Here is a 23411-nt window from a genome sequence, read left to right on the forward strand (position 1 = left end):
AAACAAAGTTCTACGGATTCAGCGCCACGGCTACAAAGGGGTAACTTCACAACCGGTAACTGGAGAAGCTTGCAGCCTGGACTTCTCTCTCTGGACAGTTCGTGTAGGAAATCATGTCTTTGATCATTGCCATATTCTGTTGCTAGTTAATATTACTCAATAGTATTCGATAAAGTCAAGGGGGGAGGTGCACAGAAATCGGATGATCGTTTCTCCGCGGTCTTCATTTGCTTATTGGTAAAGGAAATGAGGATGGACTTGGCGAATTTATATTTCAACATGCTTAAGGGGGATTGTAATGCAGATTATTGCCATGCTGACGATGCTAATCGACCATATTGGCTATATCTTTTTCCCGGAGAATCTTGCTTGGAGATATGTAGGGAGAATAGCTTTTCCGATTTATTGTTATGGGCTTGTGCAGGGACATATCCATACTTCATCCAGACCTAAATATTTATTTCGGTTGCTCTTGATTGCGATTATTGCCCAGATTCCCTATAATCTAGCGCTAAATTCTGGTGGCTGGAACGTGGTGTTTACGTTATTGCTGTCAGCAATCGTACTGGTAATTTTGGACAAGCTGCCTTCACTATGGCTTGGTATACCTGTGGTAATTGCTGCTATAGTGTTAATGGATTATTACCCTATAGATTATAATGCGTACGGTTTGCTCTTAGTATTGATTTTTCGTTATACGAAATCGTACTGGCTTGTTGGAGCCCATCTGGCACTGAATCTTTTCTATATGTTTTATAATTATTGGGTTGTACAGATGCTCAGTATTTTACCTACCTTGCTGATTGCTTTTACGCCTTTAATTTGGGATCGCTTGGAGCGGCACCGGGTTCCGCGCTGGATGTGGTGGTCATTTTATCCTGCACATTTACTGATGTTGGCGATAGTTAAGGCTGTAATTTACAAGGATTGGGCTCAGATCGAATGGCGAAGTTTGTTGAATATCTAAACATTTTACAATAAAAGGAACTTTGATTTACAAAACTTACCTTAGCTGAGATAATGGATTGATTTCACAAAATAAGATGAAGGAGACATGCTATGAGTAGAGTTAAAGCGAAATTGAAGTGGTTTTTGCCTTTTGTCGCACTGATGCTAGTTCTTGCCGGCTGTCAGTCGGTAGGGGGGTTCGATGTTAATAAGGCGTTGATTGGGGATGTTGATGTTAAATCATCAGAATCCAGTATGACTTTTTCCATGAATGCTGAGCCCATAGAGGGAATTAGCGCGGAAGATAAGGAAATGGTTGATCTTATTAATTCTTTTTCCTTGAATATTAGTAAAGCTAAGTTACAAGATAATGGGAGTTTATCGGCCCAAGGAACTGTTGGTTATAAACAATTGAATATTCCATTCACCTTGTTTATGGACAAACAAACACTTGCTTTTACAGTTGAAGGAGCAAAACAACCGTTCTACTTCCCTGTACAAGGATACGATGAAATTTTAGGTGAAGTAGGCTTGGATACGGCAAAAGCTGAAGATGTCAGTAAGCTGTTGACGAAATTCGTTGTTAAGAATCTTCCGAATCCTGGCGTAATCAACATTACACCGGTTAGTGATGCTGTGTATGGTGAGCAGTTGAACATGACGAAGCTGCATGCAGAAGTGACTGGTGATGAGCTTCCTGCATTGTTAAAAGGCTTCCTGAAGTCTGTTTCCAAAGACACAGAAGGTTTTACTGAATTGGTGGGTGGTCTTTACGACTATCTGTACCCTGTGATCAAAGCTATGGATGAAGACGGTTCTGGCGATATTTTCAATCTGGGATTCGGAGATATTCCACTGGATGATAAAGAAGCTGTCGTAACTGTATTGCATGATGCTGCCAAATTGGCTGTTGATGCATTGCTGCTAGTATATGACAATCAAGTGGACAGTCTTTACAAATCAACTCCTGAGATGAAGACCGTGTTGAGTAAGGATACGAAGTTATCTGTTGATATTTTCGTTGATAGTGCTCTGCATGTGCGTAAACAGAATGTTGATCTGAAAGTGGCGCTTCCGGGTACCGAGGATTTCCCATTGAAGAGCCTCTCGCTTAAAGCTTCCAGTCAGATTTGGAACATTGGCGGTGCTGTAACTGCTGATCCAATCAGCACTGAAGGTGCACTTGATATTTCTTCCGGACTTACACCTGGAGAGACTTTGAGAAACTTTGCCCCAGATTCTGATGTATATCGTATATTGAAGGATGATCTGGGCATTACGAAGAGAACCATTGTTATCGAACCTGATGACGAATATTATTACCCGATTGTAGACAAGAACACTACTTATATCCCACTGCGTTATTTGGCAGAAGATTTAGATGCTACTGTAGAATGGGATACGGCCAATCGTGCAATTAACGTTACTGATGGGGTGTACGGAGATAAACTGGTATTCAAAATCGGTTCTTCCGAAGCCTTGATTAACGGCACGGCTGTAAAGCTTGCCCAACCTGTATTTGTTGACGAGTATGGCGATGCATATGTATCCTTGCGTCTGCTTGCTGAAGCGCTTCATGCTACTGTGTCGGTAGATGAAGATGGTTGGATTACTATTGTACGGAAATAGTTGTATCTTAACGATTAATTAACACAATAAACCCAGCTTCCATCTGACGCATAAATGCGGGTGGAGGCTGGGTTTTTCATATGAATACATAATCCAGTTATTGCTTCGTTAATACCACCTCTAAAGCTATATTACTAAGCTCTTTATCCTCTGTCATACTTTGGATGTATCCACCTAAGAAGCCTTCTTGTAGGCCTTTCCAAAGCTTGTAGCCTGGCATCACTTTAATATCTTCTGAGGAGCTGCCGGCTGTCCCCGCGAAATATCTTACATTTAGCTTGGCCATTACCTCTGCCATCGATGCCTTTTCAGACTGCGTAAAGGAACTCTCCTTTAAACCATCCATAGCTTTGTTATAAGAGTTTGTAGCAAAAGTATCCTCAGCATAGGTCTTGAAGTTTAAAAGATTCTGATCTGTATTGCCATTAGCTTTAGCCCATCCCTCTACATTTAAGGGCGTTGCTTCATAATTGACGGTTCTGCTCAGGGGATCGAAGGTCATCGCTCCGTATTGATGTGGATAGACAGCCATTGCACTTGTTGCGATATCATAAATTGGCGTTTCTTCCGAAGAAGTTACCGGGTCTACCCGGATGTCCTGCATATGGATATGGCCTGACAAGACTAAATTAAGTTCATTTTCACGAAGTACCTTTATTGTTTCCTGACTGTTGTTAAGCTTAAAGCCTGAAACAGACATAGAGGTGTGGCTTAGTAGATTGTGGTGCATAACCGTGAGAACAGAAGCATGCTCCTTGGCAGCCAGTTTAACAGAATTATCTATCCATGATAGGGTAGAGGCGGTCAGGCGTCCGTCCGTTTGGGGGAAACCGTATTTCTGATTGTTATGATATTGGCTGCTGTCAATCATAAGGAGCCATAAATTTGGCGCTGCCTTAACGATGTAACTTAGTGATTCTTTATCACGTGATACAGCTTCTTTGTAACCGAAATCCTCATACATCTTGGTAAAGTCTTTGTCTGTAATGGAATCCGTAACAAGCTGCTTATCCCCGCTGAAGGATCTGGCCCAAGGATTAAATAAATCGTGGTTGCCTGGAATGACATAAACAGAGGTTCCTTGTGCTTCGATTCGCTTTAATTTTTGGGTTAGCTCCTGATGGCTGCTGCGTTCTCCGTTATTTGTTAAATCTCCACTCAGGATGAGAAAATCAGGCTTTTGCTGCTCAGCGTCATAAACCAAGGTTTCAAGGATTTCATCACTGTAAGGCAGCATTTTTCCATCACCGCCAGTTACATATTTTTGAAAAGCTGTACCGCCATCCTGTAGCTTCTTATCTAAGAAGTGAGTGTCCGTTGCCACCCAGAAAGTGAGGGGGTGAAGATCATTCGGATCTTGTGCTGTTGAGGTTAAATTAGACGAATTTGTGTCTTTACAGCTAGTTAGAGCCAAGCTCATTGAAAGGAGCAGCAATAATGAGATTAAGGCTGATTTTCTATGCCGAACAAGGGCTTTCTCGCTTGGGAATTTCATGATTATAACCTTCCTTCTATACATTTGCTGCACTATTGTAGCGCATTTTAGCTCGTGGTGTATATCGGAAAAGGAAGAGGGCAGTTTCTAGCCCGCCTGAAGTGATTAATGATTAATAGATCAGGTGCATAATTAAGCCCATAAATGCGACAATAAGAGTTGGCAACGAATATATCCGACAAAATAAGTTGTGAATAACTGTTGTGTTTTCAGAAAAAAGGTGCTAAGATATACAAAAGTAAGTTACTAAAATTAATGGAGGTAGTTATTTTATGTCTAACAATTTCTTTGAAGCAGTAAAAGGAAGACGTTCCATATATGCCCTTAGTAAAGAATCTACGATTTCGGATGCACAAATTGTAGAAATCGTTGAACAAGCGGTGCTACATAGCCCAACTTCTTTCAACTCCCAAAGCTCAAGAGCCGTTGTTCTTCTTGGAGAACAACACGATAAGCTATGGGATATCACTACAGAAACATTGCGTAAAATCGTTCCTGCCGAACAATTTGAAGGAACAGCGCAAAAATTAGCGTCTTTCAAAGCAGGTTACGGTTCCGTACTATTCTTTGAAGATCAAACGGTAGTGAAGAGCCTGCAAGAGAACTTCGCTCTATATGCTGAGAACTTCCCAATTTGGGCTAACCAATCCTCTGGTATTCTGCAATTTGTAGTATGGACAGCACTTTCTGAAGCAGGTGTAGGTGCATCCTTGCAGCACTATAATCCACTGATTGATGATGAAGTAAAAGAAGCATGGGGCATCCCGCAAGAATGGAAATTGATTGCTCAATTGCCATTTGGTAAAACAGTTACTCCTGCTGGTGAGAAACAATTCCAACCGATTGAAGATCGTGTTAAAGTCTTTAAATAAGTGAAATAAGCGTTTGAAACCTCCTTAACCAGGCTAAGTATGTATATAGACTGGTTAAGGAGGTTTTTGGTATGCCATGGAACAAAGAGGATTATCCAGAATCATTGAAGAACTTCACAGCACCTGTTCGCAATAAGGCAATCGATATTGCGAATGCGCTCCTCGAAGATGGTTATGAGGAGGGGCGGGCGATTTCAATTGCCACAGCGCAGGCGAAAGAGTGGGGGGAGAACCACGATAAACAAATCCGTAAAAAAGGCCATTAAGGCTTAATCAAAGGCCTGAACATAGAAATGAAAAAAAGCAGGACAGCGTTTATTAACGCTTGTCCTGCTTTTTGACGGGCACAATTATTTAGTGGATTCATTTCCTGCTGCTGCGCTTGCAGTTGGCTCAGCTGTTGCAGCTGCATCTTCTTTAGCGTCAGTAAGTGTGTTCGTGATTTTTGCTTTTTCAGTTGTTTCTGACATCCAAGTGGAGGACAGAGTGGAAACCTTTTGCGAAACTAGTGTTTTACGAATTTCATCTTTCTTTTCTTCCAGTGTATAGTCTTTAGCATCTTTATGGTCGGTTACTTTAATGATGTGATAACCATAATCGGATTTGACAGCATCACTGGTTTCACCAACTTTTAGCTTAAAGGCTACATCAGAGAATTCAGCTACCATATCGCCACGTTTGAAGAAGTCTAGATCTCCGCCATTATCCTTGGAACCCGTATCAGAGGATTTTTCCTTGGCAAGAGTAGCGAAATCTGCGCCTTCTTTCAGTTGCTTCAGAATTGCATCTGCTTCTTCTTTAGTCTCAACGAGAATGTGGGAAGCGCGAACTTGTTCTTCTTCACTGAAAGTAGCTTTATTTGTGTCATAGTATTCTTTGATTTCATCATCCGTTACAGTGACTTGTGGCTCAAGGATTTTACGCAGCTTTACTTGCAGCGGCATTTGCTTTTTCAAGTCGTCTACAGTCATTGAGCTTTGGGACAAAGCAGCATTAAAGGCAGCTTCTCCGCCGAATTGTGCTTTAAGATCTTCAAGTTCAGTGTTGATGTCTTCATCTGTAACAGTTACGTTAGCTTTTTTAGCCTCTTGATCAACAAGCTCAGTTGTAATCATAGATTGCAGCGTGCTTTCTCCGCCTGCTTCGATCAATTTATCATAAAGTTGTTCTTTTGTGATTTTTGTTCCGTTTACTGTTGCAACAGCTTTTTTGCTGTCGTCTTTTTGGACGACCAGAACAATGATTAGTGCTGCAGCTAATACGATAGAGGCAATCATCCAAGCTTTATTGCTTCTAGGAGCAGTCGGAGGTGTAGGTGGCGTAGCGTTGTTCGCACCGACTTTGTTCATTACTGGAATACTGTCTGCTTTTGTTGTATTCACAGGTTCCTCAGCAGCAACTTGCGCTACTTCAACCTCTTCATTGATAATCTCGGAAGTGTTCAATTCTTCTTCCGTGGTACCGTTGTTTTCTAAGTTCTCATTTCCATTCAGATCTTTTTTGTCCATTATTAGTAATGACTCCCTTCAATATAGGTGTTGCTTGTCTATTTACAACTTTAACAGAAATCCTAATCCTAAACCTTAAGAAAGTATAAAAAAAGGCAGGATCTTTTTAAGTTTCTATTAATAAAAAGCAAAAAGCCGGAAATGGCATCAGTAACATGCCCTTCCGGCTAATGGGAATAAGATGTCTACTTCAGTCCTTTCAGAAGATGACGAATGCTTTCTTGTTTTCGTCTTGGGACACGTACGTTTTTAGCATACAGGCCCATTTCACCGAAATAAATGCAGTCATCTGCGATAGAGCTGATCTTGTTCAGGTTGACATAACAGCCACCGTACACATGATAATAACTTGAATTGGACAACAATCGATTTAATTGCTCGGCAGTCATTCTCTTTTTTATGTTATAGTTTCTGCCGTGAAAAATGACCAAATCATGGTCCCCGACCTTAAAGAACAGAATGTCTGTTTCCACCTCGAAGTCCTCGTACACATTTCTGGCTTCCAGCAGGATGCTACTCATTCATGTTCCCCCTTTATACGGAATAAAAGACTAATGTTAGCGCTTTCATTATATCACAACAGTTAATCGTTGGAAAGACCCATTTTTGAATTGTTTCGTACATTTCTAACTTTATCGTTTGTAATTAACGTTTAAAAATTGTAGATTATATAGATGATCACATCTAATGAGTGTGAAGTAGCAATACTTTTGAGGAGGAATATAGAGATGAATGAGCAGAATAAGTTATTGCTGTTTACAGGTTCTTATGCAAGTGCCGCGGAAAGCGGAGTGCAGGTGTTTGAATTCGATGGAGCTGCAGGTGGTACGCTAAAGCTGCTGGATTCGGTGCAGGGCTTAACTAATCCTACCTTTGTTAATGTAGATACCGCTGAAAAACGTCTATATGCTATAGGAGAAAAACCGAATGGTGAGGGTGGAAAAGAAGGCGAGGTTGTTACCTTTGCCATTGATCCAAAAGACGGGAAATTGAGTGAACTGAAACGCATTCCCTCCATGCCTGCTTCTGGCAACCGTCAAACAACCACCTGCCATATCAATAGAGATTTGAATGATGAATACGTTGTTGTATGTAGTTATCATGGTGGAAGCGTTGGTTTGATCAAATTAAATGAAGAGAAAGCTGCGGATCAATTAGTTGATGTGGCCGTACATTCAGGTCATGGCCAGCATCCTGAACGGCAGGACCGCCCTCATCCCCATTCCGCTATTTTCAGTCCGGACGGGCAGTATGTGTTTGTATCTGATCTTGGGCTTGATTTAATTCGTGCCTATAGAATCAATAGAGAAACCAACAAGCTAGAAGTGCATGGTGATACGGCGCTGCATCCAGGAGCGGGACCACGCCACTTCACTTTTCATCCAGACGGAAAGTCTGCTTATGTAATTAACGAGGTGGATTCCACCATTACATCGTTTACATATGACAGTGCCGCAGGCACTCTGCATACTGTAGATACAGTGCCGACGCTGCCTGATGATTTTAACGAAGAGAATACTTGCGCTGAAATCGCCATTTCCAAGGACGGAAAATATCTGTACGCTTCAAACCGTGGGGCTGATAATATCGCTGTGTATGCTGTGGATAATGCATCTGCTAAGCTTACACATCTGGAATATGTATCTACTCGTGGGGGACATCCACGTCACTTCGCATTGACACCAGATGGAGCTTATCTTATCGTGGCAAATCGTGATGCGAATAATCTGGTTGTATTTTCAATTGAAGCGGCTAGTGGCCGACTCGAATTTACTGGAAATACAGCTGAAGTATCCAAACCGGTATGTGTGAAGCCCGTAAATGTTCCTGTATAAAGTTACTCCATTTGAAGAGTGAATCAGTGATCTTGGGAAATGCTAAAGGGAACACCGGATATAAAGTCCGGTGTTCCCTTTTTTTGAAAATAAAAGCCTGTGATTATCTGGTTGATGAGGTGAATGAGGGAGTAGACTATTTGAGCGAAACGGGCTTAAGAGGTACAATAGTGGATACTGCAGATTTGAATAGTACATTTTGCCTGCCATCACCTTGACCTTGTAAAGTGATTGTGAAAGCATCGTACGAGGTTACGAGCCCTTGCATTTTCACACCATTCGTCGTAAAAATCGTCACAGGCACCTTTGTGGAAATGAACTGGTTCAACAATCGTTCTTGCAATTTTAAACTCTCCACTTTGGCAGCACTCCATCTTCTGTGAATTTTTTTCTCTCAATAATTATAACATGGGTTAGTCCCTCACTGGAAATGAGATCAACAGTCACCTGAATAGACATGGAGGTATTTATGCTTTATTATCAGAACTGGTCTAGAGCTTTTCGCTTTTTTTTAGGGTTTGCTGCTTGTTTCGCCGTTATAGCTGTCCTTGTAAGTATGAATAAGGTATCAACCTTTGATAACTATATTATTGATGGGGTACAATCAGCGGAATCACCGGGGTTGACCTCATTCGCCAAAGGTTTATCTCTGATTGGTTCCTCTAAGATCGCTATTGGCCTATCTATCGTTACCATGGCACTGCTCTTTTTTTTGCTGAAACACCGATTTGAATTAATCTTGTTCCTGTGGGTTGGATTAGGCTCACAGCTCTTGAATACAATAATGAAGTTATGTTTTCACAGAGAACGTCCGAATTTACATCGCATTGTTGAAGAGATTGGTTATAGTTTTCCGAGCGGGCACTCCATGGCAGCATTCTCTTTGTACGGTGTTATTGCCTTTTTATTGTGGCGTCATCTGCGGCGGAGGCATGAACGGGTCTTATTAATAATGTTCGCCGTATTCATGACCGTGGGGATTGGCTGGAGCCGTATCTATCTGGGTGTTCATTACCCGAGTGACGTAATTGGGGGATATATGGCTAGTGGCGCTTGGCTGATGTTGTCCATTTGTTTATTTCAAATCTACAAGAGCTCGCGTAAGAAGTAGGATAGATACAAAAACGGATATCTTTCATAACGCATGAAGATATCCGTCTTTATGTGTAAGAGGATTGTTTAAGGAGTCGTCACATGTTGTTCAGATGTTTTGCGATCCTGGAATTGCCCCATTTTGCTTATTCTTTGCTTCAGCATCGCAGGAAGTCCTGCTTTAAGCTTTTGGGCTTCGTCTTTTGTCAGACGTCCTTCGGTGATGGCTTGATCCAGCCGTTGGTTTGCCGATTCGCAGAGCTTCTGAATATATTGATCTTCCGTCCAGCCTTTTTTCTCAAGAGCAAGCTGCGGGAGCGTTTTGCCTGCTTTCAGGCTATTGATTAGCTCTGTACGATCCATTTCCAGCAGTTTAGCCGTTTCAAAAATAATGAAATGTCCACCAGCCCTAACCTTTCCGTCTTTTCCTGGATGGTGACCGTGACCTTTCTCTGAAGGATGGGCACCAGGTGCGGTGGCTGTAGGGGTTACTTTCTCAGCAGAAGCACTTCCGATTGGCGCAAGAGCTGGAGACAGGCTGAGAAAAATAACGGTCGTGAAAGTCATTAATCTTTTGATATTGTTATTCATTCACTCACCTCGTATGTTATGTGATAGGCACTACTCGAATTAGTATTCCCTGAAAGCTGAAAGAAACATGAGTGAGAGCTTAAATGTTCTTAAAATTCATCAACTCCAGGCTGGGGTAATTAGAAGTACGAGGGTTCGCTGATGTTCATATTGTAGCGTGGGCTAATTTTTAGGAGGGATAGGTTTGGCTTTAGGAGCTCGCATATTTAAAACAGGTTTGGCCGTTACGCTAGCCCTGTATTTAGCTGTAATGCTTCAATTTCCTTCTGCCGTGGGTGCAGGGATTGCGGCGATTTTCGCTATGCAGCCCTCTATTTATCGCTCTTGGCGTTATTTTCTTGACCAGCTCACGACTAGTACAATGGGGGCCGTCCTGGCTTTACTTGGAGGGATGCTGTTATCCAACAGCCCAATAGCAGTCGGTTTGGTCTGTATTCTAGTCATTATGATCAGTATGAAAATCAACCGGGCGGATACGATAAGTCTTACGTTAGTTACTGTAATAACAGTGATGGAGGCTTCGGGTGAATGGCAATTCGCACTTAATCGTTTTTTATTAACTTTGACAGGTATTGTTTCTGCATTTCTAATCAATATTATTGTCGTTCCTCCAAAACCTCGTAAGCAATACATTAAGCAAATTGAGAATGTTTTTTCAAGCCTCTCTTTATTGCTAAGAACAGCGGTTTCTCATGAGATGAAGGAAAGTGTATTTCGTGATGAAAAAAATGCTTTGCATTCATCCATAAAATCGTTGGCTGATAAGTATGCATTGTTTGAGGAGGAGCAGAAGCAGTTAAAACGGGCCAAGTATAGCCAGACTAGACAAATGGTTGTGTATAAGAACCTGTTAGCTTCTTTGCAAAAAGGTTACGATGTTCTCGAGGCCGTAGATCGGCATTATTTCCAGGCGGATCGGACCGAACATACAGATGCTCTATTTGATAATCATTTGGAACATTTAATCAAATATCATCAGCACATCTTACTTAAGTTTGAAGACAAATTAAAGCCCAATGCCAATGAATCCGAACCCTTGGGAGAAGACAATGATGAATTCCTGAATACTGCGATTTTGGGGTATAATGCAGAGAAAATAGGTCAGCTGCGTTTATATGTTGTGGCTGCTGCAATTTATGATTACGGATATCAATTGGAGCGCTTAGATAAAGTGGCCGATCAGATGAATCGTATAGCGGAGGATAAAGAATCTGTGCATGAAGCCTAAACATAACCTTGTGAAGAGCAACATATAAGCTTTGTAACAGCAAAAAATCCGGTTCCACAGGGACCGGATCATCTATTTAAGAGAATACTTGAAATCTCAAACTGAAATTGCTAAAATGATAAGATATCGAATAAGTATGCATTTAAAAACATAAATATGCAAATTTATCATATCATGATGCAAATGGAATGTCAACCTTCCAAAAGGGGATGAAATGTAGTGGATAACAATGAAAGTCAGTGGAAAGAGGAACAGGAACGGGTTGACGGAGTAACCAAGCTTTTGTCCGCCCATATTCGCAATTTATCAGAGGAGCTTGGACTTCATCGCAGTGATGTAGTGGATATGCGGAAAGACTTCTGGGAAGAGGTAACCGTAAACTTCAGTAGCCCGGATGATTTGGGAGAAACCTCAACAAGTCTTCGCCAACAGTCCCAAATCCTCAATGAACGGGAACGTCATCATTTGCAATCAAGCAAGGCACTGAAAAAATATAAAAAGCTGGTTGTCTCTCCTTACTTTGGCCGCATTGATTTCACAGAGGAACCAACGGGCGGGCTGGAAAAGATTTATCTAGGGATTGGATCCTTGATGGAGGATGATGGCACCTTTTTGATCTATGACTGGCGTGCGCCGATCTCCAGTCTGTATTATGACGGGGCACCAGGTCCTGCAGCTTATGAAACACCTGGAGGATTAGTCTCCGGAACAATGAATCTTAAACGCCAGTTTGTTATTGCTGACGGTGTAATTGAAGTTATGTTTGACACTGGGGTTACGATCGGGGATGAGCTGCTGCAGCAGGTGCTAAGTCATAGCGCTGACGATCGAATGAAAAGTATTGTTGCTACAATTCAAAAAGAGCAAAATGCGATAATCCGCAACGACAAAAGCCGGATGCTAGTTGTGCAAGGAGCAGCGGGAAGCGGAAAAACCTCTGCTGCATTGCAGCGGGTAGCTTATCTTCTATATAAATACCGTGAAGTATTATCAGCAGATCAAATGCTGCTGTTTTCACCGAATCCGCTGTTTAACAGCTATGTATCTACAGTGCTCCCGGAGCTAGGCGAAGAAAATATGCAGCAAACAACGTTCCAAATGTATTTAGAACATCGTCTTGGACATGAATTCCTGCTGGAAGATGTCTTTAGTCAGACCGAAAGTTTACTTAATGCTCCTGAGGGTCCTGAGGTGGCTATACGCAGAGAAGGCATTGCCTATAAATCGTCCGTCCCTTTCCTTGATGTGATTCGGCGGTATGCTACGTTGTTGGAACAGGAGGGTATGCTTTTTAAGCCTTTAATGTTTCAAGGGAAAGCAGTGGTCAGTAAAGAAGAAATGGAACGCCAGTTCTACGCGTACGATCCTGCCATAAAGCTTGCAAATCGTGTGGATTTGATGATCCGCTGGCTGCTTAAGAAAATTGCAGATTTTACTCATGAGGAAAGAAATGCGAAGTGGGTCGAAGATCAGATCGAGCTGCTGGATTCCAGCGATTATCACCGTGCATATCAGATGTTGCGTCGGAAGAAGAAAGCTTCGCAGGATAGCTTTGATGATTTTGATACGGAAAAAGAAGTGTTATCTCGTTATGTAGTCAGCCAGCGGCTCAAACCACTGCGTGGTTGGACTAAACGGGGTCGATTTGTGGACGTTAAGGGCTTGTACAGCACGTTATTTACAGATCGCGAGCTTATGGCGCGCCTCAATGGAGATTATCCTTTACCAGAGGTGTGGGATGATATCTGTGAGCAGACATTGGAATCCATTGGAGTGAACGAGCTTGCTTATGAGGATGCTACGCCATTCCTTTATCTGAAGGAGTTAAGCCAAGGTTTCCGGACCAACACACTGATCCGCCATGTGATTGTAGATGAAGTACAGGACTACTCTCCATTCCAATTAGAGTTCATGCGCCGTTTATTTCCAAGAGCAAAAATGACCGTATTAGGCGACCTGAACCAGGCCATTTATGCGCAAGGTGAGGTACTGGGGGATTTGTCTAGTCTCGTAAGTATATATGGTGAAGAGAACACAGAAGTGATCTCGTTAACCCAAAGCTACCGTTCAACTTATGAGATCGTGGAGTTTACGCGGTCAATGATCCCTGGAGGAGAACGAATCGTACCATTTAATCGGCGGGGAGAAGAGCCCCAGCTAAGTGTGGTATCCAGCGAGAAGGAGCTTCTGAATGCTGTGGAACAGGATATCCGCAAGCTGCATTCTGAGGGATATCATTATGTGGCTGTCATCTGCAAAACAGCGGAGGAAAGCGCAAGGGTTCATGCTGAACTGAATCGTAGCCTGCCGGTGAGACTTGTTACAAAGGAAACACCGAATTTTCAGAAGGGGACACTGGTTCTGCCTGCTTATTTAGCAAAAGGCGTGGAGTTTGATGCGGTCGTCATCTATGATGGCTCGGCTGAACAATATGGCAGAGAAAGTGAACGCAAATTGTTTTATACGGCGTGCACTCGGGCTATGCACTTGCTGCACATTTTTAGTCTGGGTGAACCTAGCCATTTTATACCGTCCGCTAATGTGGCATCTTTAAGCGCCGGGTCGCTGTAACCATAGATTTCTTCATTTTAAGATCGTCCTTTCCGAAGCAGCGGAGGGACGGTCTTTTTGTTTTCATGAATAAAGAAGGGCGAACAAACCACAATAAAGAATGTTGTACACAATGACAAAGGTGGTCAGTTCATGAAGGAAAGAAAATGGGATCTGCTTGCCTTAGCATCAATCCCACTAATAATGACCCTCGGTAACTCCATGCTGCTGCCTATTCTGCCGCAGATCTCCAAAGAACTCGGCATTAGTGCTTTTCAAGTCAGTATGCTGATTACCGTGTATGGATTGATGGCAATTGTAATGATCCCTATTGCAGGTTATCTGTCAGACCGTTTTGGGCGAAAGAAGGTTATTCTTCCGAGTTTAATCATTGCTGCAATTGGTGGTGCTGTCTGCGTGGTGGCTGCTTGGTTTATGAAGGGGGTTAGCGCTTATTGGGTGATCTTAGCAGGGCGTCTGTTGCAAGGAATTGGTGCAGCGGGTGCTTTTCCAATTGTAATCCCCTTTGTAGGCGATTTGTTCAAGGAAGAAGAAGATGTGAGCAAAAGTCTGGGAATCATTGAGACCTCCAATACGTTTGGTAAAGTACTCAGTCCAATTCTTGGTGCCTATCTTGGGATATGGCTCTGGTTTGCTCCTTTTATTGCAATTCCCATTTTATGTCTAATTTCATTTTTGTTAGTCTTATTTCTGGTCCGAAAGCCCGAAGCAAAGGATGAACCTGAGAAACAGGAACTTCGAGCGTTTTTATCTGGAATTGTGAGCGTTTTACGCAAAAAGGGACGTTGGTTGTATGCTATTTTTGCCATAGGCGGCATCTGTATGTTTGTGACCTTTGGTGTCCAATTCTATTTATCAGAAATGCTGGAAACTAAATATAAAATGCACGGGGCGACGAAGGGGTTTGTGTTGGCGATACCGCTTGCCCTCTTATGTCTGTCCTCCTATGGAACAGGAAAGATCATTGGTCAGAATAAAACGCTAATGAAATGGCTGGGTTTTGGGGGCATGGTGTTACTGACTGCGGCGATGATTTGTGCGGGATTCAACAAAGGCATTTATTTTTTAGTAGGGTTTATGGGTTTAGGCTGTGTTGGAATCGGAATTGTACTTCCCTGTATGGATGCTTTAATCACGGAGGGGATTGAGAAGGAGAACAGCGGCACAATCACCGCTCTTTATAGTAGTATGAGGTTTATAGGGGTAGCGTTGGGGCCACCGGTGGTATCGTTGCTGCTAAGCAGCGGGCATTGGGTCTTGTTTGCGTTGATGGCTACAGTAGGGGCAATTGGTGGATTGCTGACCTTGTTTGCAGTAACTCCGAGTAAGGGGGAAAAGGGGGAGCCAGGCGTTAAAGACACAGAGAAGGTAATTCCTCCAATCTGGCCGAAACGTATTCGCCAAACCTCCTCAATGTCTCTGGATGGAAAAAAGGGCTATCCCTAAGCTGCGTTGCCGCAGCTTGTGGGATAGCCCTCTAGATAAAAGAATAAAAGATATTCTTAGGCTTGTGGAACAGATTCCCAATCCTTTAAGAAACGTTCAATACCGTTATCTGTCAGCGGGTGCTTCCAGAGGGTTGGCAGAAGTGAACCTGGGATTGTAGCGATGTGTGCACCAGCAATAGCTGCTTGCTCAACATGAGCAATGTTGCGGATACTTGCTGCAATGATCTCGGATTTCAAGTTGTAGTTAGTCAGGATAGTCTTCAGATCCTTGATCAGCTTCATTCCGTCAACACCGATATCATCCAGACGACCAACGAAAGGAGAGATATAAGTTGCGCCTGCTTTAGCAGCCATCAAACCTTGAGCCGCGGAAAATACTAGTGTAACGTTAGTTTTGATGCCTTTTTTAGTAAGCTCATAACAAGCTTCCAAGCCATCTTCAGTCATAGGGAGTTTAATTACAACGTTTGGAGCCCATTCAGCAATTTCGTATGCTTCTTTAAGCATTTCTTCTGCTGTAAGTCCGATTACTTCTGCGCTTACAGGTCCTGGAACGATTGCAACGATTTCTTTGATAACATCCTTGAACAATCTTCCTTCTTTAGCGATCAGCGAAGGGTTAGTCGTTACGCCATCCACTAGTCCTAGGCGAGTAATACGTTTGATTTCTTCAATGTTTCCGGTATCCAAGAAAAACTTCATTTTAAATTTCCTCCCTTGATTTCCATATGGATTGACAAGCAACATTCATATTTACATTATGAGACATGCAAATCAAAGTTTCAACTGTTATTTTGAATATTTCAAAATAACTTTATAGAATCAGTATTACCTGTATGCGCTGAATTTCAGATAATATAAGATTGGCTTAGGCCTCCCTCCATGATAATATATAACCGGAATTGTTATTTTGGTTGGGAGGTGGGGATGGGATGATGTATGCGATATTGGTGATTTTACTTGTGCTTGTGCTGGCAGCAACGGGATTCCTTGCCTACCAGAACAGCAAGTTGGTGTCTAATCAGAAGAAACTCGGTACTGCATCAAGTGATCCTTCCCTTATGTATTCTATCTTTGACCAATCTAGTGCAGCTGGTGTTGAAGAACCTGAGGCCATTCCGTTATTTCAATACACTGTATTTGCGCGGTCGAATGGAGCGGTTGTTGTGAGCAAGCCTGTAGCTATGATTATTTTGTGCAGAGTTGCTGCGGGAAAAGGGGATTACTTACTGGCCGATGTCGAGCGTAATATGCTTGAGAAGATTAGTAGGCCAATGCCTTTGAATGCGTATTCTGAGCATAAAGCCTACTTACACAGGACGGCTAATCACACAGAAAAAGAGATGATTCTCAATCTAGAGGATGCAGTGAATTTACAATATACATAGAGTAGGGTGAAAGATATTGATTTTTTGCTCTGCGCAAAGCATAATACAAATTTGGATATAAAAAAAATCAAACAGCCGGAAGCAATCGCGTTTTATGTTAAACACAGCTACCGGCACATTGATTGGTAAAATAATGGATGCCAGTCAGCACTTAGGCATGATATCTCCCTACGGGTGCATTAAGCACCCATTCCAGCATCATGATCATATCTTCAACTCTAGTGAGCTGAGTTTGTAGGTTATCTTGCTGTGGGCTTTTCTCTGTTAATGAAGCTAATCTTGATTCCAGAGATCTGCGCTGCAGTGTCAATTCGTTGATTTTAGATTGAATTTGGTTTTCGGTTCTCATCCGGAATCCTCCTGAACAATAGGTGATTTCAACATCATCATAGATCATTATAACGGATAACATGGGGGTAATAAAATGAGTATCAATGTTAAACAATTAGCCGCGGAAAAAGCAGTGGAATTTGTAAAAGATGGCATGAAGATCGGCCTTGGTACTGGATCTACTGCCTATTGGGCGATCAACAAGCTTGGTGAGCGCGTCAGTGAAGGTCTAAAGATTACCGCTGTAGCAACCTCCCGTGCTTCCGAAGAACAGGCGCGTGAACTTGGGATTCCAATCGTAGCTTTTGGAGATATTGATAGTCTGGACCTGACCATTGACGGAGCGGACGAGCTGGATAGTAGTCTACAGCTTATTAAAGGTGGCGGTGGCGCGCTGCTTCGGGAGAAGATTGTTGCGAGTAACAGTACTCGTATGATCGTTATTGCTGATGAGAGTAAAGTGGTAAACACACTTGGCAAATTCCCGCTGCCTGTGGAAATTGTTCCTTTTGCATGGGAATGGACTGTGGCTAAACTTGCCAAGCTGGGTTGCAATCCTGAATTGCGTCGTAGCGGAGAAGAGCTGTACAAGACAGATAACGGCAATTACATCGCAGACTGCCGGTTCGAAGTCATTGAGTCCGCACCGAAGCTGGCACTGACCATCCAAAGTATTCCGGGAGTTGTGGAACACGGCTTATTTATTGGAATTGCAGCAATGGCTATTGTGGGTAAAAAAGATGGAAGTATTGAAATTATAGAAGCTAAACCGGGCAATTGATCATTCGTAGATCTGGAGAATCTAGCAGTTTACGGAAGCTGAGAGCATTGACACGGATAGGGCTGACTCTGTATAGTGCTACTGTTATCTATTGGATGTTCATCGGTTTTGGGCGTGAGATCCATACAGGTGGCCCGCTTCAGTACAATTTGATTCCATTACGTACGGTGTCACTTTATTTCGACATGAATAACGGGTTATCGCTGATCAGCCGGTTTGTGAATCTGCTTGGAAATGTTGTTGTGTTTATTCCATTTGGTATACTAATTCCACTTGCAAAGACACGGCCAATTTCTTGGAAAAGAATCTCTTTATATGCTGTTCCTTGCATCCTGCTTTTGGAGTCTCTGCAAATGCTGCTGCATGTCGGAAGCTTTGATATTGATGATCTATTGTTAAACATGTTAGGGATATGGACAGGTTACTGTATGTTTCGAATCGGGTACAGAAGCAACAGAGAAGGAGGAATGTGAACAATGTTGGTAGATCTTAAATCCCTTATTGGTTCGCCTGAGGTGAACGAGCTGTTGACGTATGCGGTCATTGATGACCCCAACGCGTTGGAGCAGACATCGTCTGAGTACAGCGAACAAGCCGGGCTGCAGTTATATGGCTGGGAAGAAGAAGAACTCCTGCTTGGTCTTGTAGGTTTCGAAGAAACCGAAGACGGTTCTTTGGACATTCGGCATATTGCCGTCTTGCCAGAGAATAGAGGGAAAGGTTATGCACGGGGAATGATTCTGGAGCTGCTCGCTACTTGTCAGCCGCGTTATCTGGTAGCTGAGACTGAGGATGAAATCGCCGCAGATTTTTATCGCAGTCTAGGGTTCATGGTGTACAGCTTAGGAGAGAATGAAGCCGGAATTGAAATGTTAAGATGTGTATACGAAGTTGAAGAGACCGAGGATGAGGACTAAAAAGTCTTTGAAGGTCATAAAATGGCAGGTCGAGAAGAATCTCGGCCTGTTTTTTTTGCGTTTTGCCTTTAAATGCCCGAAAAAAAGCCAATTGACTTTTATAAAAGCAGGTATTATAGTTTGACAATGAAACTGTTCGATAGTTGAACTATATTTTGGAGGTAGGAAGCTTTGGATAACGAAGTGCAACATTGGATCAATCGCTACATGGATGCTTATTTGATTGTGACAAGACAAGTAGCAGCAAGAATTAAAGATAGTATTGCTGCGGAGACAACGAATGATCAGTATCAAATTCTTCGGTTGATTAATGCTCAGGAACAATGTACGTCTACATATCTTGCTGAATCTTTTTGCGTGGGTAAAAGCTCCATTACTGCAATCATTAACAGATTGGTGCAAGCGGGTATAATCGAGCGAACTCGTGACGAGAATGATCGCCGCCAGGTGTATTTGTCGATGTCTGAGCACGGAAAAAAAGTTTTTGAAGCAGCGGAGACGCAGGTACATGAAGTGATTTCCCCGTATTTGTTTCATTTTGAAGAGAAGGATATTGAAATGTTCGTCATGATGTTCGAGAAGCTGGCGAATTTAATTCAGAATGATGATGGAGGGAAGAATCCATGAAGACGATTCTAAAAGCAAGATGGGCGGTTATCGCAATCTGGCTCGCTGTGGCCGTAGTTTTGGTCATGACGGCCCCTTCGTTCTCTGATCTTGTACGTGAGAAGGGGCAGGTTACTGTACCTGATGGCTATTCCTCATCTAGAGCGGCAGAAATCTTAAAGGAAGCGGCGAATGATAAGGGCGGAGAGACACTGCATCAGGTAGCTCTTGTATTCAATAATCCAGAGGGAATCGGAGCCGATGAAACAGCTAGTATCCAGCAGGGCGTTGAGAAGTTGGCTGCGAATAAGGAGACGCTGCAGATCGATTCCATCACCGATCCTTTTTCACAAAGTGAGCTTAAGGAAACGTTGATTGCCAAGGATGGCAAGACGATAATGGTGGCGTTGTCTATCAAGGGCGGAGGAGAGTCTGTCACCGCACTTCCTGATAAAGTGGATGAATTACTCACAGATGTTAAGGCGGATCATTATTTAACCAGTGAGGGTTTGATTACTGAGGATATGATTGCTAGCTCGGAAGCCGGGCTTAAGAAATCGGAATATATTACGGTAGTCTTTATTTTACTTATCCTGTTCGTGGTATTCCGTTCGTTCGTGGCACCGTTTGTTCCGCTACTGACGGTAGGACTCAGCTATATTGTTTCTCAGTCCGTTGTGGCTTTTTTAGTGGACCGTTATGATTTTCCATTATCTACATTTACTCAAATCTTTATGGTTGCGGTCATGTTCGGGATTGGTACGGATTATTGTATCCTGTTAATTAGTCGTTTTAAAGAAGAAATGATGACAGCAGAAGATACCAAAAGTGCTATTATTGCAACCTACCGTAAGGCTGGGGGAACGGTGTTCTATTCCGGACTTGCGGTATTCGTAGGTTTTGTAGCGATTGGATTATCCAAATTCATTCTGTATCGCTCGGCGGTAGCCGTTGCCGTGGGGATTGCGGTTATGCTGCTGGCGCTTGTAACCATAGTTCCATTCTTCATGGCGGTACTTGGCAAAAAGCTCTTCTGGCCTTCACGCGGCAAGCTGGAGCACAGTGAGAGCCGTATTTGGGGAGCAGCAGGTTCTTTTTCCTTAAAAAGACCATGGGCCGCGCTGCTAATTGTTGCAGTAATCGTAGCTCCGTTCCTTGTTACCTATAGCGGAAAGCTGTCCTTCAACAGCTTGGAGGAAATTGGCTCAGAATATGCCTCGGTAAAAGGATTTAACATCATTTCGGATAGCTTCGGGCCGGGTGAATCCATGCCTGGCAAGATCGTAATCAAAAATGATGATCGGATGGATACTTCAGAATATCTTGGACTTGCAGAAAAAATCAGCCGCGAGCTGGAAAAAGTGGACAGCGTAAAATCGGTGCGCAGCATGTCTCGTCCAACGGGAGAGCTGATCAGTGATTTCTTAATCCCGAATCAGGTGGGGACTTTATCTGACGGTCTGGATCAGACCAGTGAGGGATTGACCAAGATTCAAACGGGATTGTCTGAAGCTAGTAAACAGCTGAGTGAAAATGCACCTAAGCTTACAGAGGCTGCTCAAGGCAGCGCTAAGCTGACGGAAGGCACAGCAGAACTGAAAGATGGGATCGTCGCGTTAGGCGATGGGCTGGCACGTATTGAGAGCGGAATAAAAAGCGGCTCAGCTGGTGCAGGAGAAATCAAAGCAGGACTTCAACAGGCAGCTGCTAGTGCCAAGCAGCTTGCGGATGCCAATACGAAGCTGCTGGAGGGATATAAAAAAATCGGCAGCGGTTTAACTGCGCTGAATCAAGGGCTTGGGCAGCTTCCGCAGCAGCTGCAAGGTGTGGCAGAAGCGTTGAAGGGACTGGATGGTTCTTTTAATGGTCTTGAGAGCAGTTATCCGGAAATTCTGCAGGATGTTAATTACCTGACCATTAAAGGCACCGTAACGCAGAGTGGTACTGGGGCAGCACAGCTGGCAGCGGGTCTCGGGCAGATCTCAGAGCAGCTTAAAGGAGCAGCAGCTGGCTTAAATGAGGCGAATGCTGGCTATGCCAAAGCTTCGGCAGGGCAAACCGCACTCGCACAAGGTTTAGCTAAGCTTGTTGCGGGCATCGGTCAGCTGCAATATGGGCTGGAGCAGGCCGCAGCAGGCCAAGGACAGATCGTAGATAAAATTCCATCCATTACTAGTGGACTAGATCAATTGCAAGGCGGACAGCAGCAGCTTGCGGATGGTTTTGGTCAATTAACTGGGCAGATAGGAGCCTTAACTACTGGTTTAAGCGACAGTGCAAACGGCTTGAAACAAATTACCAGTGGGCTGGGCTCTGCACAAGATTATTTGAATCAGATTCAAGCGGCTAAGGATGATGAGCTGAGTGGATTTTTTGTACCGGCTGAGGCTCTTGAAGCTGAAGGTATAGAGCAGGTATTTAATACCTACTTGTCTGACGACCGTAAGGTAATGACGCTGGATGTAGTATTCACTGAGAATCCATATAGTTCAGAAGCTATTGACAGTGTTGATGATATTCAAGCAGCAGTAGATCGTGCAGTGAAAGGAACGAAGCTGGAAAATGCAGAGTCTGCAATCAGCGGGGTTACAAGCAGCCAGAACGATTTACGTAATATTTCCAACGAAGACTACACACGTACAGTAATTTTGATGCTGGGTGGGATCTTCATTATCTTGGTGTTGCTGCTTCGTTCAATCGTAATGCCGATTTACCTTATTATTTCTCTTTTGATTACTTATTTTTCAGCATTGGGTGTTACAGAGGCTATATTCGTTCACCTTCTGCACTTTGAAGGGATTACCTGGACAACGCCATTCTTCAGCTTTGTTATGCTGATTGCACTTGGTGTAGATTATAGTATTTTCTTAATGGCCCGCTTTAACGAATATAAAACATGGGATGTACGGGAAGCGATCCTGCATGCTATGCGCAATATGGGAACAGTCATTCTTTCGGCGGTAGTTATTTTGGGCGGCACCTTCGCATCGATGTACCCTTCAGGGGTATTGTCGATGATGCAGATTGCAACAGTGGTGCTTGTAGGGTTGGCCTTGTATGCACTAATCTTCTTGCCGTTTTTTGTTCCTGTTATGGTGCGGATCTTCGGCCGTGGGAACTGGTGGCCATTTGCGGTCAAACAAAGTGGAGAACCCACTAAACAAGATGTAAACATGTAATCACTCTACACAGCAAAAAACCTCTAGTGTTTGCCTAAATAGGCGGCTAGAGGTTTTTTTGTGAAAATATAAGTACAAAGTTTATTTCATTTTGGCAAAAAAGCTACGTAACGCCCAGCCGCGTTCTTGCCGTTTTTTATATTTGGGTAGCGAACGGTAAATGGCGGTGGATTCGTCGAAAGCACGTTTAGCATCCTCAGTTCTGCCCAGTGCTTTGTACATGGAGCCGGCTAAATAATAGGCTTCACTAGAGGAAGATTGAATCTCTTGAAATTGAGTAACGTAATGCAACGCTTTATCGTGATTTGTATGGCGAAAGGTTTCCGCTAACCGAAGATATGGCTGACCATATTGGGCTTTTCGGTTGATTTCTAGACCTCGAAGCATCTGATCTTCGCCTTCTTCCAAAGCGCCCAGCTTAAGATTCACATGACCCAGCTCCACCCAATATTCTGCAGATTGTTCGTAACGGTCTTCGATCTGCAGCAGGATATCCTTGGCTTCCTTGTATTTTTTACGTTCTGACAGATTCCGGGCTAAATCAAATTTAGCAGAAACATCATTTGGATTCAATGATACTGTTGTGCGCAGCTTGGAGATTTGCCGCACCCGTTTGAAGGGCTTTGTAATACTAGGGAAAATTCCCACGTATCGCCGATCTAAGAAATATAAGATAACAAGCAGGATGAATAAAGCCAGAAAAGGGTTGCCCACTAATCTGAAAAGCATCATAATACCTATAAATTTAAGCATGATTTCCCTCCATGATCATTTGGTTCCGGTATTGCGGTTGAATAAGAGTAGATCTAAGGCAGCGTAATTATATCATAATTCAAACCAATCTGAATCCCGGGATTTAAGATAAACTACAACTTTTGTCAGCTTTATAGCGTCTTAGTGTAATAGAAATAATAATTACAATAATATCATAAGAAGGGAAAATCAAGATGCACTTATTTTCAAGGAAGCTAAGGCTGTTTAGTTTGTTGGTTT

General features: G+C 43.1%; 23 protein-coding genes. 15 read left to right on the top strand and 8 right to left on the bottom strand.

Annotation, left to right across the window (positions count from 1 at the left end):
* The first annotated feature begins 298 nt into the window (after positions 1–298).
* Both NST94_RS12070 and NST94_RS12075 read left to right on the top strand, forming a co-directional pair.
* Positions 299–967 (top strand): TraX family protein, encoded by a 669-nt coding sequence (locus tag NST94_RS12070; protein WP_076125898.1) that lies wholly within the window; start codon positions 299–301, stop codon positions 965–967.
* Between the two features lie 92 nt (positions 968–1059).
* Positions 1060–2577 carry a copper amine oxidase N-terminal domain-containing protein gene (locus tag NST94_RS12075; RefSeq protein WP_076125900.1) on the top strand — a complete coding sequence of 506 codons (1518 nt, stop codon included), beginning with the start codon at positions 1060–1062 and terminating at the stop codon, positions 2575–2577.
* Positions 2578–2674: 97 nt separating this feature from the next.
* Here NST94_RS12075 and NST94_RS12080 read toward each other — a convergent pair whose 3' ends face one another.
* The gene (locus NST94_RS12080; protein WP_076279784.1) at positions 2675–4072 is read right to left on the bottom strand and encodes a metallophosphoesterase; all 1398 of its coding nucleotides are present in this window, start codon (positions 4070–4072) and stop codon (positions 2675–2677) included.
* Positions 4073–4344: 272 nt separating this feature from the next.
* Between NST94_RS12080 and NST94_RS12085 the strand changes: the two genes are divergently transcribed.
* Together NST94_RS12085 and NST94_RS12090 are read left to right on the top strand one after the other, a co-directional pair.
* A complete protein-coding gene (locus tag NST94_RS12085; RefSeq protein WP_076125903.1) occupies positions 4345–4944 on the top strand; it encodes a nitroreductase family protein in 600 nt (199 codons plus the stop codon).
* 71 nt (positions 4945–5015) lie between these two features.
* The gene (locus tag NST94_RS12090) at positions 5016–5210 is read left to right on the top strand and encodes a hypothetical protein (protein ID WP_036686240.1); all 195 of its coding nucleotides are present in this window, start codon (positions 5016–5018) and stop codon (positions 5208–5210) included.
* A gap of 84 nt (positions 5211–5294) precedes the next feature.
* Here the strand turns inward: NST94_RS12090 and NST94_RS12095 are convergent, their stop codons facing one another.
* Together NST94_RS12095 and NST94_RS12100 are read right to left on the bottom strand one after the other, a co-directional pair.
* Positions 5295–6452, bottom strand: a complete 1158-nt coding sequence (locus tag NST94_RS12095) for a peptidylprolyl isomerase (protein ID WP_076125905.1) — start codon at positions 6450–6452, stop codon at positions 5295–5297.
* 185 nt (positions 6453–6637) lie between these two features.
* Entirely contained in the window at positions 6638–6973 is a 336-nt protein-coding gene (locus tag NST94_RS12100) for a hypothetical protein (protein ID WP_036686243.1), read from the bottom strand.
* Between the two features lie 207 nt (positions 6974–7180).
* On the opposite strand from NST94_RS12100, the gene NST94_RS12105 reads away from it, so the two are divergent.
* Complete coding sequence (locus NST94_RS12105; protein WP_076217722.1) at positions 7181–8287, top strand: lactonase family protein; 1107 nt, start codon at positions 7181–7183, stop codon at positions 8285–8287.
* 136 nt (positions 8288–8423) lie between these two features.
* Here the strand turns inward: NST94_RS12105 and hfq are convergent, their stop codons facing one another.
* Positions 8424–8645 (bottom strand): RNA chaperone Hfq, encoded by a 222-nt coding sequence (gene hfq, locus NST94_RS12110; protein WP_036686247.1) that lies wholly within the window; start codon positions 8643–8645, stop codon positions 8424–8426.
* A gap of 198 nt (positions 8646–8843) precedes the next feature.
* On the opposite strand from hfq, the gene NST94_RS12115 reads away from it, so the two are divergent.
* Complete coding sequence (locus NST94_RS12115; protein WP_339282009.1) at positions 8844–9398, top strand: phosphatase PAP2 family protein; 555 nt, start codon at positions 8844–8846, stop codon at positions 9396–9398.
* A 68-nt stretch (positions 9399–9466) separates the two neighbouring features.
* Here the strand turns inward: NST94_RS12115 and NST94_RS12120 are convergent, their stop codons facing one another.
* A complete protein-coding gene (locus NST94_RS12120) occupies positions 9467–9970 on the bottom strand; it encodes a hypothetical protein (RefSeq protein ID WP_076183438.1) in 504 nt (167 codons plus the stop codon).
* A 184-nt stretch (positions 9971–10154) separates the two neighbouring features.
* Here NST94_RS12120 and NST94_RS12125 point away from each other — a divergent pair, with 184 nt between their 5' ends.
* The 3 genes from NST94_RS12125 to NST94_RS12135 all read left to right on the top strand — a co-directional run bounded on the left by NST94_RS12125 (position 10155) and on the right by NST94_RS12135 (position 15215).
* Positions 10155–11198, top strand: coding sequence for an aromatic acid exporter family protein (locus NST94_RS12125; RefSeq protein ID WP_076125912.1), 1044 nt, complete (start codon positions 10155–10157; stop codon positions 11196–11198).
* Between the two features lie 219 nt (positions 11199–11417).
* A complete protein-coding gene (gene helD / locus NST94_RS12130; protein WP_076183442.1) occupies positions 11418–13769 on the top strand; it encodes an RNA polymerase recycling motor HelD in 2352 nt (783 codons plus the stop codon).
* 132 nt (positions 13770–13901) lie between these two features.
* Positions 13902–15215: an MFS transporter gene (locus NST94_RS12135; RefSeq protein ID WP_081383235.1), complete on the top strand. Its 1314-nt coding sequence runs from the start codon at positions 13902–13904 to the stop codon at positions 15213–15215.
* A gap of 56 nt (positions 15216–15271) precedes the next feature.
* Here the strand turns inward: NST94_RS12135 and fsa are convergent, their stop codons facing one another.
* Entirely contained in the window at positions 15272–15919 is a 648-nt protein-coding gene (gene fsa, locus NST94_RS12140; protein WP_036686257.1) for a fructose-6-phosphate aldolase, read from the bottom strand.
* A gap of 230 nt (positions 15920–16149) precedes the next feature.
* On the opposite strand from fsa, the gene NST94_RS12145 reads away from it, so the two are divergent.
* Positions 16150–16605, top strand: a complete 456-nt coding sequence (locus NST94_RS12145) for a hypothetical protein (protein WP_076189896.1) — start codon at positions 16150–16152, stop codon at positions 16603–16605.
* A gap of 151 nt (positions 16606–16756) precedes the next feature.
* Here NST94_RS12145 and NST94_RS12150 read toward each other — a convergent pair whose 3' ends face one another.
* Positions 16757–16954, bottom strand: coding sequence for a hypothetical protein (locus NST94_RS12150; RefSeq protein ID WP_076189897.1), 198 nt, complete (start codon positions 16952–16954; stop codon positions 16757–16759).
* 81 nt (positions 16955–17035) lie between these two features.
* On the opposite strand from NST94_RS12150, the gene rpiA reads away from it, so the two are divergent.
* From rpiA to NST94_RS12175, 5 genes are all read left to right on the top strand, one after another.
* Positions 17036–17716 (top strand): ribose-5-phosphate isomerase RpiA, encoded by a 681-nt coding sequence (gene rpiA / locus NST94_RS12155; protein ID WP_139329845.1) that lies wholly within the window; start codon positions 17036–17038, stop codon positions 17714–17716.
* Positions 17713–18189 carry a VanZ family protein gene (locus tag NST94_RS12160; protein ID WP_081387717.1) on the top strand — a complete coding sequence of 159 codons (477 nt, stop codon included), beginning with the start codon at positions 17713–17715 and terminating at the stop codon, positions 18187–18189. The genes rpiA and NST94_RS12160 overlap by 4 nt, the downstream gene beginning before the upstream one ends.
* 3 nt (positions 18190–18192) lie before the next feature.
* Complete coding sequence (locus NST94_RS12165) at positions 18193–18633, top strand: GNAT family N-acetyltransferase (protein ID WP_076189899.1); 441 nt, start codon at positions 18193–18195, stop codon at positions 18631–18633.
* 171 nt (positions 18634–18804) lie between these two features.
* Positions 18805–19260, top strand: coding sequence for a MarR family transcriptional regulator (locus tag NST94_RS12170; protein WP_038570382.1), 456 nt, complete (start codon positions 18805–18807; stop codon positions 19258–19260).
* A complete protein-coding gene (locus NST94_RS12175; protein ID WP_280752791.1) occupies positions 19257–22418 on the top strand; it encodes an MMPL family transporter in 3162 nt (1053 codons plus the stop codon). The genes NST94_RS12170 and NST94_RS12175 overlap by 4 nt, the downstream gene beginning before the upstream one ends.
* Before the next feature lie 81 nt (positions 22419–22499).
* Here NST94_RS12175 and NST94_RS12180 read toward each other — a convergent pair whose 3' ends face one another.
* Entirely contained in the window at positions 22500–23171 is a 672-nt protein-coding gene (locus NST94_RS12180) for a tetratricopeptide repeat protein (protein ID WP_076218208.1), read from the bottom strand.
* Positions 23172–23411 lie beyond the last annotated feature (240 nt).

Source organism: Paenibacillus sp. FSL H8-0282 (assembly GCF_037963825.1).
Classification (GTDB): domain Bacteria; phylum Bacillota; class Bacilli; order Paenibacillales; family Paenibacillaceae; genus Paenibacillus_AQ; species Paenibacillus_AQ odorifer.